12 protein-coding genes are annotated in these 14053 nt (G+C 61.7%); 5 read left to right on the top strand and 7 right to left on the bottom strand.

Annotated elements, in window-relative coordinates:
* Positions 1–79: 79 nt before the first annotated feature.
* The 5 genes from AWR36_RS12300 to AWR36_RS12280 form a co-directional block, all read right to left on the bottom strand.
* Entirely contained in the window at positions 80–886 is an 807-nt protein-coding gene (locus AWR36_RS12300) for a sterol desaturase family protein (RefSeq protein ID WP_067085358.1), read from the bottom strand.
* A gap of 166 nt (positions 887–1052) precedes the next feature.
* Positions 1053–2123, bottom strand: coding sequence for a helix-turn-helix transcriptional regulator (locus AWR36_RS12295; RefSeq protein WP_067085356.1), 1071 nt, complete (start codon positions 2121–2123; stop codon positions 1053–1055).
* 3 nt (positions 2124–2126) lie between these two features.
* Positions 2127–2690 carry a lytic transglycosylase domain-containing protein gene (locus AWR36_RS12290; RefSeq protein ID WP_067085354.1) on the bottom strand — a complete coding sequence of 188 codons (564 nt, stop codon included), beginning with the start codon at positions 2688–2690 and terminating at the stop codon, positions 2127–2129.
* 71 nt (positions 2691–2761) lie between these two features.
* Positions 2762–4489, bottom strand: a complete 1728-nt coding sequence (locus AWR36_RS12285; RefSeq protein WP_067085352.1) for a proline--tRNA ligase — start codon at positions 4487–4489, stop codon at positions 2762–2764.
* A 152-nt stretch (positions 4490–4641) separates the two neighbouring features.
* The gene (locus tag AWR36_RS12280) at positions 4642–5073 is read right to left on the bottom strand and encodes an HU family DNA-binding protein (protein WP_067085350.1); all 432 of its coding nucleotides are present in this window, start codon (positions 5071–5073) and stop codon (positions 4642–4644) included.
* A gap of 302 nt (positions 5074–5375) precedes the next feature.
* On the opposite strand from AWR36_RS12280, the gene AWR36_RS12275 reads away from it, so the two are divergent.
* The 3 genes from AWR36_RS12275 (at position 5376) to AWR36_RS12265 (ending at position 8318) form a co-directional block, all read left to right on the top strand.
* Complete coding sequence (locus AWR36_RS12275; protein WP_067085348.1) at positions 5376–5651, top strand: FmdB family zinc ribbon protein; 276 nt, start codon at positions 5376–5378, stop codon at positions 5649–5651.
* A 71-nt stretch (positions 5652–5722) separates the two neighbouring features.
* Positions 5723–7501 (top strand): aspartate--tRNA ligase, encoded by a 1779-nt coding sequence (aspS, locus tag AWR36_RS12270; protein WP_067085346.1) that lies wholly within the window; start codon positions 5723–5725, stop codon positions 7499–7501.
* Between the two features lie 73 nt (positions 7502–7574).
* Positions 7575–8318, top strand: coding sequence for a YebC/PmpR family DNA-binding transcriptional regulator (locus AWR36_RS12265; RefSeq protein WP_067085344.1), 744 nt, complete (start codon positions 7575–7577; stop codon positions 8316–8318).
* An 87-nt stretch (positions 8319–8405) separates the two neighbouring features.
* On the opposite strand, the gene AWR36_RS12260 is transcribed toward AWR36_RS12265, so the two are convergent.
* Together AWR36_RS12260 and recN are read right to left on the bottom strand one after the other, a co-directional pair.
* Positions 8406–8999, bottom strand: a complete 594-nt coding sequence (locus AWR36_RS12260; protein ID WP_067085342.1) for a lysophospholipid acyltransferase family protein — start codon at positions 8997–8999, stop codon at positions 8406–8408.
* 109 nt (positions 9000–9108) lie between these two features.
* Positions 9109–10776, bottom strand: a complete 1668-nt coding sequence (gene recN / locus AWR36_RS12255) for a DNA repair protein RecN (protein WP_067085340.1) — start codon at positions 10774–10776, stop codon at positions 9109–9111.
* 267 nt (positions 10777–11043) lie between these two features.
* On the opposite strand from recN, the gene grpE reads away from it, so the two are divergent.
* Both grpE and dnaK read left to right on the top strand, forming a co-directional pair.
* Entirely contained in the window at positions 11044–11694 is a 651-nt protein-coding gene (gene grpE, locus AWR36_RS12250; RefSeq protein WP_067085338.1) for a nucleotide exchange factor GrpE, read from the top strand.
* Positions 11695–11951: 257 nt separating this feature from the next.
* Entirely contained in the window at positions 11952–13892 is a 1941-nt protein-coding gene (gene dnaK, locus AWR36_RS12245; RefSeq protein WP_067085335.1) for a molecular chaperone DnaK, read from the top strand.
* The last annotated feature ends 161 nt before the right edge of the window (positions 13893–14053 follow it).

Raw genomic sequence — 14053 nt, 5'->3', positions numbered from 1 at the left:
GAAGGAATAAAAAAGCGCGGCGCCGCAATACGGGCCGCGCGAGGCTTGCGGTTATTTGCCGATCAGCCGCAAATCTGAGTCAGGTTGCTACCTTGGTGCCTGGAGCATTCTCTTCTGCAATTTCATTGCCGGCGGCGGCGCGGCGGAAGGCTTCTTTGTAGTTCTTGAATTCGGTCCCCATCAGTCGATCCCAGAAGGTGAAGTAGAAGCCATAATTGCCCTGGAACTTCTGGTGGTGCAGGTCATGATGCGTGGTGGTGGTCAGCACATCCAGAGGACCGTCTACCCAGCCGCGGGGGTGGAATTCACAGCCTGCGTGCAGCATGGCATTGCGGAAGATCATCACGAAGATAAAGGACAGCCACACCAGCACGTGCAATGGCAGCAGGATGGTGATCAGGGGCGAGAAAATGGCCATCAGTACGGCCTCGCCCACGGAGAAGCTGTACGCGGCCCAGGGCGTGGGGGTGCGCGACAGGTGGTGCAAGCGGTGGAAGTGCCGGAACAGCTTCGGGTGATGCATGGTGCGGTGGGTCCAGTAGAAGTAGGCGTCGTGCACCAGGATCACCACCGGCAGGCTGACGATATTCCACCACAAGGGGTATGCCCCCCAGTCCCGGTACAGTTGCAGCCAGCCCCAGTCATAGAGGACGCCGGTAATCAGTCCGATGGTGGCGAAGACCCCGATGGTCAGCATGGAGAAACTGACCTCGCGGCGAATATCTTTCCAGCCGGCGCGGCGTTTCTGGATGCGCCGGCGGTCCATCCAGCGCCTGAATACGAAACCGACCAGCAGGCTGACAGTGGTGGTGGCGAGCAGGTAGCGGAACAGGTCGCGCTGAAAGTGCCGCGCCCAGTCCTGGCCCATCTCCAGTAGAAATTCCATGGCTGATTTCTCTCCAGGGCTTTTATTTGTTCTTGTTGTTTGCATGGCCCACATGAGCCGTGCCGGTATTCGCTGTCTCAGTGACAGAGAACCAGTGTGATGGATTGGTGGCGGGGACGCTTGCGGAATCCGCAATTACAGCTGACGGATTCCGAAATTGGCGCGATCAGGCGGGCAGTTGCTCGCGCCGATACTCCGTGGGGGTGCAGTTGTGGCGGCGCTTGAAAGCGGCGTTGAAGGGGCTCAGTGAGCGGTAGCCGATATCCAGGGCAATAGAGAGCACCGGCAGGTGGGATTGCCCCGGGTCGGCCAGGCGTGCGCTGGCCTCGTCGATGCGGAATTCGTTCAGGTATTCGTTGAAGTTGCGGTAGCCGAGGTGGCGGTTAATCAGGCTGCGCAGCACATGTTCCCGGGCGCCCAGCTGCTCCGCCAGCTCGCGGATGGTGAGGCCGGTATGCCGATAGCCACCCGCCCGCATATGCGCCTGTAACTGTTCCAGCAATTGCTGCTGTGCGGTATCCAGAGGCTGCGCTGCGGGGGCCGGTGTTTCTTCCGTCGGAGTCGAGCTTTCCTCCGGCGCCGGCGGCAGTGATTCTCCCAGCGCACCGGGGGACAGGGCCAGAAGCCACAGGCAGGCGGCAAATGTAAGCAGGGTAGCCAGCAGGGCGTGCAGGGTGGGGATGCCCGCAGGCACCGGCCAGTAGGTAAAGAGAAACTCTGCACTGACCACCACCAGCATGTAGCCGCCCACGGCGATCAGCAGTACTGCCCGCAAACGCCGGCGCGCCTCCACCAGGTCGGACTGGAAGTGGCGGAACAGTTCCACCATTCCGGCAGCGATAAGCCCCAGCTTGAGTGGTTGCGCCAGCACATAGAGTGCCCCGTGCAGTGCCGGTGTGGTGGCGAAGTTCAGGTGGTTGGCGGCGCTGGGCACGACGATGGACAGCCCGATGGGTACCCAGCCCCAGCGGGGGAAGTCGTCCTCTTCACTGCAAAGCTGGTGGGCAAAGAGCCAGAAAGCCGCCGGTACCAGGATGGTGGGCAGGTCGAACAGCAGTTTGACCAGCGGGTGTTCCAGCGACAGCAGGGGCCACAGCAGATAACAGAGCACGCCGGCCAGCATCACGATCAGCCAGCGCCCGGCCGGCTGGTGACGGTAGCTGATCAACAGGCGGGCGGAGATCAGCAGCAAAAGGCCACAGGCGCTGCCGGTAAAAAACACATAGCTGCTATGCACCGCTTACCTCCACCGGTCCGCCCAGGCATCGAGCACCTTGCTGCTATAGGTGTGGCGGCCGTAGCTGCCGTTGTAGTAAGCCAGCGCGTTGGCCAGGTTGCCCTTGGCCTTGCCGATATAGTGCTTGAGGATGGTGCAGCCGTAGCGGAGGTTGGTGTCCATATCGATGAGGTTGTCTTCCGGGCTGCCAATCTCGTTTTTCCAGAAAGGCATCACCTGCATCATGCCCTGGGCGCCGACACGGCTCACCGCGTAGGGGTTGAAGGCGCTCTCGATCTGGATCACGGCGAGGACGATTTCCGGCTGCAGTCCGGCCAGGGTGGCTTCCCGATGCACGGCCTTCAGTACGTGCATACGCTCGTCCGGATCCTTGATGAAGCGGGCGAGCGGCTGAGATTTGGCCATCAGCCAGACCTCTGCGTCGAAGCGATCAGTAAAACTGTCGGCCTGGCTGATGGCCGCACGCAGGGCGCGACGCTGCTCCGGGTCGATTTGCGGGATCTGCATCTGCGCCTGTGCCGGGGCCCAGGCGAGCGCGAGCAGCAACGGTAGGCAGATTCTTATCATTGTCTTCAATGTCTTGGGCAGTACGGGCTCCGGGATTATCTTACCCCATTGCCCGCGCACTGCCAGCGGCTTCAGCCTGAGAGCTTTTCCTGCAGGATTTCCAGCAGCTGTGACTCGGCAAAATCCTGGCTCTCCGCATCGCGCCGGCCCTTGTACTCCACCACGCCCCGCTCCAGGCCGCGGTCACCCACCACGATGCGGTGCGGAATGCCCATCAGCTCCACGTCCGCCAGCATGGCACCGAGTCGAGCTTTCGGCTCGTCCATCAGCAGTGCATCGATACCCTGCGCGCGCAGGGCTTCATAGAGGTGTTCGCACTTCTCCCGCACCAGGTCGCTCTTGTGCATGTTGATCGGCACGATCGCGAGCTGGAACGGTGCGATGGCCTCGGGCCAGATAATGCCGGCGTCGTCGTGGTTTTGCTCGATGGCGGCGGCGACGATGCGTGATACACCGATGCCATAGCAGCCCATCGCCATCACCTGTTCCTTGCCGTTCTCGTCCAGCACTGTGGCGTCCATGGCCCGGCTGTACTTGTCGCCCAGCTGGAAGATATGGCCCACCTCGATACCGCGCTTGATTTCCAGGGTGCCCTGGCCATCCGGGCTGGGATCGCCGGCGACCACATTGCGAAGGTCCTCTACGCGCCCCGGTTCCGCGTCGCGGCCCCAGTTGACGCCGGTCAGGTGGTAGTCATCTTTATTGGCACCGCAGGTGAAATCCGCCAGCTGCGCGGCTGCGCGATCGACGATGGTTTCGATCTGCAGGTTCACCGGTCCCAGGGAGCCGATGCCGCAGCCAAGCTCGTCGGTAATGCGCGCCTCGGGGGCGAATTCCAGCGGGCTGGCCACCCCTTCGAGTTTTTCCGCTTTCAGCTCGTTCAGCTCGTGATCGCCGCGCAGGACCAGCGCCACCAGCGGTGCCTTGTCTCCCTCTTCGGCTTCACCGAGTACGATCAGGGTTTTCACGGAGTGGGCCGGATCGGACTTCAGGAACGCACTCACATCGGCAATGGTTTTCTGGCCGGGTGTGTGGACCTCCTCCATCTCCCGGGTAGCTGCCGGGCGCTCACCCGCCGGGGCCACGGCCTCGGCCAGTTCCACGTTCGCTGCATAGCGGCTATCGGTGGAGAAGGCGATGTCGTCCTCGCCGCTCGCTGCCAGCACATGGAACTCGTGCGAGCTGGAACCGCCGATTGAACCGGTATCCGCCAGCACAGGGCGATAGTCCAGGCCGATGCGGTCGAAGATGCGGCAGTAGGCATCGTGCATCACATCGTAAGTTTCCTGCAGGGAGTCTGCCCCGAGGTGGAAAGAGTAGGCATCCTTCATCGTGAACTCCCGCGCGCGCATGACGCCGAAGCGGGGGCGGATCTCGTCGCGGAACTTGGTCTGCACCTGGTAGAAGTTGGCCGGCAGCTGCTTGTAGCTGTTGATCTCGTTGCGGATCAGGTCGGTAATCACCTCTTCATGGGTCGGGCCAAGGCAGAAGGGGTTCTGGTGGCGATCCTCGATGCGCAGCAGTTCCGGGCCGTACTGCTGCCAGCGGCCCGACTCTTCCCACAGCTCGGCGGGCTGGACCACTGGCATCAGCACTTCGAGAGCGCCGGCCCGATCCATCTCCTCGCGCACGATGCGCTCAACCTTGCGCAGCACCCGCAGGCCGGTCGGCAGCCAGGTATAGAGGCCAGAAGCGAGCCGCCGGATCATGCCGGCACGCAGCATCAGTTGGTGGCTGATGACCACTGCGTCGTTGGGAGTTTCTTTCTGGGTGGCGATCAGGTAGCGGGATGCGCGCATAGGAATAGTCGGTTTGTCTTGCTTATGGGGTCGCACATTTTACGCCGGTGCGGCCGCCGGATGGTAGGGGCCGTGGCGGATATGGGGCACGGCGTGCAGAAAACAGAAAACCCCGCCGGGGCGGGGTTTTCCTTGGCGGGAATGGGCTGAAATCAGTTCTCGGCCATTTCCTTCAGTTTCTTCAGCGGGCGCACCTTCACCTGGATGCTGGCGGGCTTGGCCTTGAAGACGGTCTCTTCACCGGTGAACGGGTTGATACCCTTGCGGGCCTTTTTGGCCGGCTTCTTCACGGTGGTGATCTTCATCAGGCCGGGCAGGGCAAACTCGCCCACCGCGCGCTTCTTGATGTGGCCCTCGATCACGTTGGACAGCTCGTCCAGAACAGACTGCACCTGTTTGCGGCTCAGTTCGGTGTTCTCGGCGATCTGGTTCAGGATCTGGGTCTTGGTGTATTTCTCCCGGATCGCAGTGACCTTTTTAGGTTTGGCCGCGGCCTTGGCTGCGGTCTTCTTGGCGGGAGCCTTCTTAGCTGCCGTCTTCTTGGCGGGGGCTTTCTTAGCTGCGGCTTTCTTGCGTGCGGCCATAGTAGCTTCCTTCTCTATTGGTGGTGTCTGTCCAGTGAAAATGTGTTCTCTACCCCATCGGTACCGCTCCGGGGGAGCAAAAAGCCGTATGGGTATGGGGTGAGTATATCCAGTTTTTTTTCTCTCGCACGAGAAAAACCGGGAAAAATAGTGCTTTTTTTCACGATATGACAGGGCGGGCGGAATCTTCGTGCTCTTTTTTGCCTTTCTCGCAATGACTCCTCCGCACCTCGCGGGCCAGCTTCTTCCTGCCAGAACGCTCATGTATAATCTGCGCCCCTCAAAGCACCAGGTACTGATCCATGCCGATCTATGAATACCAGTGCAGGGCCTGCGGTCATCAACTGGAGGCTCTGCAACGCATCAGTGATGCGCCGCTGACTGATTGTCCAGCCTGCGACAAGGCCGACCTGCAGAAGAAGATCTCCGCAGCCGGATTCCGCCTCAAGGGCGGCGGCTGGTACGAGACCGATTTCAAAACCGGCAGCAAGAAAAACCTGGCCGGGGACTCGGCCAAGCCCCAGTCGGCCAAGTCCGGCACTGACAAGCCGGCCGGGGGCTCCGCCGCAGCGGGCTGAGGCCCGCCGGCAATAAACCGGGCCGGCGCTGACCGGCCCCGAAATAACTCAAGACAACGGGAATGTTATCCATGCGCAGCGATTACTGTGGCGCCCTTCGTTCTGCGGACATCGGCCGCGAAGTTACCCTGTGCGGCTGGGTGGACCGCCGCCGTGACCACGGCGGGGTCATCTTCATCGACCTGCGCGACCGGGACGGTATCGTGCAGGTGGTTTTCGACCCCGATGCCGCAGAGCATTTCGAGCAGGCCGATCGCGTGCGCACCGAGTATGTGCTGCAGGTCAAAGGCCGCGTGCGGGCACGCTCCGAAGCCACGGTGAACCCGAGCATGGATACCGGTGAGGTAGAGGTCTACGGCAATGAGCTGGAGATTCTCAATGTCGCCGAGACGCCGCCCTTCCAGTTGGACGAACACACCGCAGTGGGTGAGGACGTACGTCTCAAGTACCGCTACCTGGATCTGCGCCGCAACGAAATGCAGCGCAACCTGCGTTTCCGCTCCAAGTTGACCACGGCGATCCGCAACTACCTGGATGAGATGGGCTTTCTCGATATCGAAACCCCGATCCTGACCCGCGCCACCCCCGAGGGTGCCCGGGACTACCTGGTACCGAGCCGTACCCACGATGGCAAGTTCTTCGCCCTGCCGCAGTCACCGCAGCTGTTCAAGCAGTTGCTGATGGTTTCCGGTTTCGACCGCTACTACCAGATTGCCAAGTGCTTCCGCGACGAAGACCTGCGGGCGGATCGCCAGCCGGAATTTACCCAGATCGATATCGAAACTTCCTTCCTCGATGAAGAAGACATCATGTCCATCACCGAGGGCATGGTACGCAGCCTGTTCCAGGAATTGCTGGGCGTGGATCTGGGCGAGTTCCCGCGTATGTCCCACTATCAGGCAATGCTGCGCTACGGTTCCGACAAGCCGGACCTGCGTATCCCGCTGGAGTTGGTAGAGATCAAGGACCTGATGACCGAAGTGGACTTCAAGGTGTTCTCCGGTCCGGCCAACGACCCGAAAGGCCGTGTAGCGGCGATCAAAGTCCCCGGCGGCAATGACAAGCTGACCCGCAAGCAGATCGATGATTACGGCAAGTTTGTTGGCATCTACGGCGCCAAGGGGCTGGCCTATATCAAGGTCAACGATCGCGCTGACCTGGAAAATGGCCTGCAGTCGCCAATCGTCAAGTTCCTGCCCATCGAAGTGCGCGCGGCCATTCTCGAGCGCCTCGAGGCAGAGAGCGGAGACCTGATTTTCTTCGGGGCGGATTCCCACAAGGTGGTTTCCGAATCCCTGGGCGCGCTGCGCTGCAAGCTGGGCGAGGACCTGAACCTGTACACCAGTGAGTGGGCCCCGCTATGGGTCGTTGCCTTCCCCATGTTCGAGGAAGACGACGATGGCAGCCTGACTGCGCTGCACCACCCGTTCACTGCGCCGTCCTGCTCCCCGGAAGAGCTGGAACAGAACCCCCTCGAGGCGCTGTCCCGTGCTTACGATATGGTGCTGAATGGCACTGAATTGGGTGGCGGTTCCGTACGTATCCACGACCAGGCCATGCAGCAGGCCGTGTTCCGCATTCTCGGTATCGACCCCGAGGAACAGCGGGAGAAGTTTGGCTTCCTGCTGGACGCGCTCAAGTACGGTGCGCCGCCCCACGGTGGCCTGGCGTTTGGCCTGGACCGCCTGGTGATGCTGATGACCGGCACCGACTCCATTCGCGATGTCATCGCCTTCCCCAAAACCCAGAGCGCCGCCTGCGTGATGACCGATGCCCCCGGCACTGTGGATTCGCGTCAGCTGCGCGAGCTGAATATCCGCCTGCGCCTCAAAGAAGAGCAGGTGAGCTAATGGTAGGGGCGCCGCTTTACCGGCGGCGCACTCTGTGAATCAAGCCACAAGCGACTAAACCCGGAGAACTCCAATGGCCGGACATAGTAAATGGGCCAATATCAAGCACCGCAAGGCGGCCCAGGATGCCAAGCGCGGCAAGGTTTTCACCAAGATCATCCGCGAGCTGACCGTGGCCGCGAAGGGTGGCCCCAACCCGGAAGACAACCCGGCTCTGCGCGCCACCATTGATAAGGCGCTCGGCGCCAACATGAAGAAGGACACTATCGAGAAGGCCATTGCCCGCGGTGCCGGCAACGCCGACGGCGACAATTACGAGGCGGTAACCTATGAGGGTTATGGTGTCGGCGGTGTCGCGATCCTGGTGGAGTGCCTGACCGACAACCGTAACCGCACCGTGGCGGAGGTGCGCCACGCATTCACCAAGCGCGGCGGCAACCTGGGAACTGATGGTTCGGTAGCTTATCTGTTTTCCCGCAAGGGTCAGATGTACTACGAGCCCGGTGCTGACGAAGATGCGCTGATGGAGGCCGCCCTGGAGGCGGGAGCCGAAGACATCGAGACCAACGACGATGGCAGCATTGAGGTCACTACCGAGTTCCAGGATTACATGCCGGTCAAAGACGCCCTGACCGAAGCGGGGTTCAAGCCGGACGGCGCCGAGATCGCCATGATCCCCTCTACCACCGTGCCGATGGATAAAGACGGTGCGGAAAAAGTGATGGCGCTGGTGGATATGCTCGAGGATCTCGACGATGTGCAGAATGTGTACACCAATGCCGATATCCCCGATGAAGTAATGGCCGAGCTGGGCTGATCCAGCCTCGCGGTAGATAAAAAAGACGGGCTCTGGCCCGTCTTTTTTTATGTGCGCTTTTGCCCTGGCAGCCAACTGCCTTACCGCTCAAATGGGCGGCGTGTAGAGCTCCGGGTACTTGCCGATTTTATCCGCGTAGAAATCGCGGAAGCGCTTCAGCTCCGCCTCAAGATTTTCACTCATCCAGAATGCCGGGCCCAACCCGACCTCTTTCTTGGGGAAATTGATAAAGCCGCATACGACCGGCACCGACGCCCCGCGGGCGATGTGGTAGAAGCCGGTCTTCCAGCGTTCGGCCTTGCCGCGGGTGCCCTCAGGCGGCACCGCTACGATCAGCGATTCGTTGCGGTTGAAGGCGTTCACGGTGCCCTCTACCAGGTTGTTGGCCTTGCTGCGGTCCACTGCGATTCCGCCAAACCAGCGCATCATTCCGCCGAGGGGAAACTTGAACAGGTTGTCCTTGCCCATCCACTGCGGGACCAGCTTCAGTTTGAGAGCGACGAGGATGAAATAGTAGCCGTCCCAGTTGGTGGTGTGTGGCGCACCCAGCAGGACATATTTCTTCAGGTCCGTGGCACTCTGGTCGGCCACGACGCGCCAGCCGTGCAGTTTGAGCAGCAGGCGGGCGAGCTGGCGTAACACTGGGGTGATCAGTGGGGTGTTGAAAATCGTTCTTTGCATGACTTAAACCGGGTTACCACAGGCGGCGCAGTATAAAGTGACCTTCCAGACCTTTACCGGTCATTTTAGGCCGACTGCCCGGGCTTTGTGTGGCTCTCTGGTCAAGTTCTCAGGTGCGCTCCAGCATCTCACCCGCGTGGGCGAGGGATTGTGCTGTTGGTTCGCCCCCCAGCATGCGCGCAACCTCCTCGCGGCGCTGCTCCTCTTTCAGTTCCCGTAGGGAGACAAAAGCGCTGTCACCGTCCGCGTGTTTCTCTACCAGATACTGGCGGTGGGCCCGCGCGGCGACCTGGGCCAGATGGGTAACGCAGATCACCTGGCCGCCGCGGCCGTCACGGGACTCGCCCAGCTGCCGCAGCAGCCGGCCAACCACTTCGCCGGTGGCGCCGCCGATGCCCACGTCCACCTCGTCGAACACCAGGGTCGGGGTGCGGGAGGTCTGAGCGGTGACCACCTGGATGGCCAGGCTGACCCGGGAGAGTTCACCGCCGGAGGCGACCTTGCCCAGCGGGCGCGGCGGTTGGCCGGGGTTGGTGGCGATAAGGATTTCCACCTCTTCCAGGCCACTGGCGGCAGGTTTTTCCAGTGGATGCAGTGCCAGTTCGACCCGGGCATGGGGCATGGCCAGGTCGGCCAGCTGCTGGTTCACAGCGTCTGCAAGACGTTTTGCGGCTTCTTTACGGCATTTGCCGAGCCGGGCTGCCACTTTTCTGTAGCTCGCTTCCAGTGCTTCACATTCACTGGCCATCTTGTCCAGTGCATCCGGTGCGCCAATCTCCTCAAGCTCGGCCTGAAGCTGGGCCTGCAAGTCTGGCAGCTGTTCCGGCTGCACCCGGTGTTTGCGGGCCGTCTGGTAGATGGCGCTGAGGCGCTCCTCCACCTCCGCAAGGCGCTCGGGATCCATCTCGAAACCGTCGATGTGCCGGGACAGGGTGCTGGCGGCTTCGTCGACCTGGATGCGCGCGCTATCGAGCATCTGGGCGACTTCCGACAGAGCGGGCGACTGCTCCGGCATGGCGGTGAGTAGTTGCAGTGCGCGATGCAGATGCTCAGCGATATCGCCCTCGCCACCGGACAGCATGGCAGCCAACTGGTAGCTGCCACTCAGGATCTCGCCGGCGTTGGCCAGCTGGCGCTGTTCGCTCTCCAGGGATTCGATTTCCCCCGCTTGCAGGTCGAGCTGCTCCAGTTCTTCCAGCTGGTATTGCAGCAGTGCCCGGCGCGCTTCGGTCTCCTCGGCACTTTCGGCCAGGGTCTGGTAGCGCCGGTAGCGGTCCTGCCAGGTCTTGAAGTGGATGCGGGTCTCCGCTGCCAGCTCCTGCGCCTCTCCGTACTCATCCAGCAGGCGCCGGTGGGTGTCCTTCTTCAGCAGTGACTGGTGTTCATGCTGGCTGTGAATATCGATCAACTGCTCGCCCAGCGCCCTCAGTTGCAGCAGGGTCACCGGCTGGCCATTGATATAGGCGCGGGAGCGGCCGTCGGCGCCGATCACCCGGCGGAGTATCACCTCACTGCCGGCATCCATCTCCTGCTCCTCGAGCCAGGCGGCGGCCTCCGGGTGACCGCCGATGTCGAAGGTGGCGTGGATGTCGGCGCGATTGGCGCCGGTCCGCACCAGGTCGGCGCTGCCGCGGTCGCCCAGGGCCAGGCCGAGGGCATCGAGGGTAATGGATTTGCCCGCGCCGGTCTCACCGGTGAGGGCACTGGTGCCCGGGCCGAACTCCAGCTCCAGCTGGTCCACCAGGGTGAACTGACTGATCGACAGGTGCAGCAACATAGAAATCGCTTCTTTGGCCTTTCTTATTAAGTGGCCGGGACCGCCCGGCGATGGGTAAATCAGTGGTTATTTATACAGTAATGGCTGCGCGTTCGCCAGTGGGGTGGGGTGACATTACCCTCACGTGAAAATCCACTTGAAGAATAGGGGTTAGGCCCCATATAGCCCTGCACTTGCCGCAATTTGCCGTGGGGCAGACGCCCGGCGGCGGAAAGCGGACCCATTACCACGCGAATTCACAGACACCCGACGTGACGGAGTAGAGCAGTGGCCAAAGAGCGCAGCGAACAAGAACAGAACAGGGACAGCGGGGCTGAGCACCATGAAGCCCTGAGCGACCAGCATCTGGAGCCCCAGGAGCACGAGCCCGAAGTAGAGATAGAGGAGCCTTCGGCGGAGGAGCAGCATGAGGCCGAGGATGCCCTGCATGAGGAGGCGCACAGTGCCGAGGCACTGAAAGCGCAGATCGTCAGCCTCCAGGAGCAGATCGATATCCAGAGGGACACTGTGCTGCGCTCCCAGGCAGAGGCTCAGAACGCCCGCCGGCGAGCCGAGCAGGACATCGACCGGGCGCGCAAGTACGCCACCGAGAAGCTGCTGCAGGACCTGTTGCCGGTGGTGGACAACATGGAGCGGGCGCTGGCCAGCATCGACCAGGGTGATGAGGCCAACAAAGCCGTGATCGAGGGTATCGAACTCACCCGCAAGTCCTTCCTGGATACCCTGGCCAAGAACGGCGTCGAGGAGGTGGATCCGACCGGGGAGCCCTTCGATCCGGAGCTGCACCAGGCCATGACCCAGGTTCCCAACGGCGATGTGGAGCCGAACACCGTGCTGGAAGTGTTCCAGAAAGGCTACCGCCTGCACGGCCGCCTGGTTCGCCCGGCGATGGTCGTTGTCAGCAAGGCGCTCTCCTAGCCGTATTCCGTTCTTCCCTGAACGGAACCCGGCAAGCCGTTGTCGGCGCATGTCCGCCATCGGCATTCGCCAGATCGGCAGAGAGTTGTCGGTCTGCCAGGGGCACTTCCCTCTGCCCTGAAGCGGATATCAGAGTGATAAGGGCAAAAAGCCCCTTGAAATCGTAAGGCCGGCACCAATATAGCTGGCAACACAGAATACAAACGCGCGGCAAGCCCGGCACTCCGGGTAGCGCGCAGAGACTAGAGGACATACTGATGGGAAAAATTATCGGCATCGACCTGGGTACCACCAACAGCTGTGTGGCGGTTCTGGAAGGCGAGAAGGCGCGCGTCATTGAAAACGCAGAGGGCGATCGCACCACGCCGTCCATCGTCGCTTTTACCGATGACAACGAAATCCTGGTGGGCCAGTCTGCCAAGCGCCAGGCGGTGACCAATCCGCAGAACACCCTGTTCGCGGTCAAGCGCCTGATCGGCCGCAAGTTCAAGGATGATGTGGTACAGAAGGACATCAAGATGGTGCCCTACAGCATCGTCGAGGCTGAAAATGGTGACGCCTGGGTTGAAGTGAAGGGTGACAAAAAGGCGCCGCCGCAGATCTCCGCTGAAGTGCTGAAGAAAATGAAGAAGACCGCTGAGGACTTCCTCGGTGAGCAGGTCGATGCCGCGGTGATCACCGTACCGGCTTACTTCAACGACTCCCAGCGTCAGGCCACCAAAGATGCGGGCCGTATCGCCGGTCTGGACGTCAAGCGCATCATCAACGAGCCGACTGCGGCTGCGCTGGCTTATGGCATGGACAAGGCCGGTGGTGATCGCACCATCGCGGTCTACGACCTGGGCGGCGGTACCTTCGATATCTCCATTATCGAGATCGCCGACGTCGACGGTGAGAAGCAGTTTGAGGTGCTGTCCACCAACGGTGACACCTTCCTCGGCGGTGAGGACTTCGACCTGCGCCTGATCGATTACCTGGCCGAGCAGTTCAAGAAAGAGCAGAGCATCGACCTCAAGGGTGATCCCCTGGCCATGCAGCGCCTGAAGGAAGCGGCCGAGAAGGCCAAGATCGAGCTGTCCTCCAGCCAGCAGACCGAGGTGAACCTGCCCTATATCACTGCTGACGCCACTGGTCCCAAGCACCTGGTGGTGAAGCTGACCCGGGCCAAGCTGGAGAGCCTGGTGGAAGATCTGGTCACCCGCTCCCTGGAGCCGGTGAAGACCGCTCTGGCGGACGCGGACCTGTCCGCTTCCGGCGTCGATGAGGTAATCCTGGTCGGTGGCCAGACCCGCATGCCGCTGGTTCAGTCCAAAGTGACTGAGTTCTTCGGCAAGGAACCGCGCAAGGACGTGAACCCGGACGAAGCGGTTGCCATGGGTGCGGCAATTCAGGGTGCGGTACTGGCTGGTGACGTGAAAGACGTACTGCTGCTGGATGTGACCCCGCTGACCCTGGGTATCGAAACCATGGGTGGTGTGGCCACGCCGCTGATCGACAAGAACACCACTATCCCGACCAAGAAGTCGCAGGTATTCTCCACCGCCGAGGACAACCAGACCGCGGTGACCATCCATGTGGTGCAGGGTGAGCGCAAGCAGGCGGCGCAGAACAAGTCCTTGGGTCGTTTCGACCTGGCAGACATTCCGCCGTCCCCCCGCGGTATGCCGCAGATCGAAGTGACCTTCGATATCGATGCCAACGGCATCCTGCATGTCCATGCCAAGGACAAGGCGACCGGCAAGGAGCAGTCCATCGTGATCAAGGCCTCTTCCGGCCTGTCCGAGGAAGAGATCGACAAGATGGTGCAGGACGCCGAAGCCAACGCTGAGGCCGACAAGCAGTTCGAGGAGCTGGTGACCACCCGCAATACCCTCGACGGCATGATCTCCGCCACCAAGAAGACACTTGAAGAGGCGGGTGACAAGGCCACCGCGGAAGAGAAGTCCGCTATCGAAGCGGCACTGTCCGAAGCGGAAGAGGCTGTGAAGGGCAACGACAAGGCGGCCATGGAAGCGGCGACCAACAAGCTCACCGAGGCTTCCGGCCCGGTTGCCCAGAAGATGTACGCCGAGCAGGCGCAGGCGGCACAGGGTGCCGAGGGCGCGGCCGGTGACGAGCAGGCCCAGCAGTCCGGTGGTGACGACGCCGTGGACGCCGAGTTCGAAGAAGTAAAGGACGACAAAAAAGAGGACAAGTAAGCCGCCAGCCGGCGGACTGACTGTCCTTCGCGGGGCGCGGCGGTTAACCGAGAGGGGCCGCCGCGCCCCTGTCGTTTGCGGCCGGGCAACCGGCGGCCTGCGATATCGCCGACGGGAGAGCGGCGTGTTTGGGTTTGGGAGAAAGAGAACAAAGACAGCCT

Origin of the sequence: Microbulbifer flavimaris (genome assembly GCF_001641755.2) — a bacterium.
GTDB lineage: Bacteria > Pseudomonadota > Gammaproteobacteria > Pseudomonadales > Cellvibrionaceae > Microbulbifer > Microbulbifer flavimaris.
Note: the sequence above shows the minus strand (reverse complement) of the source record. Positions and strands in the feature narration are given on the sequence as shown.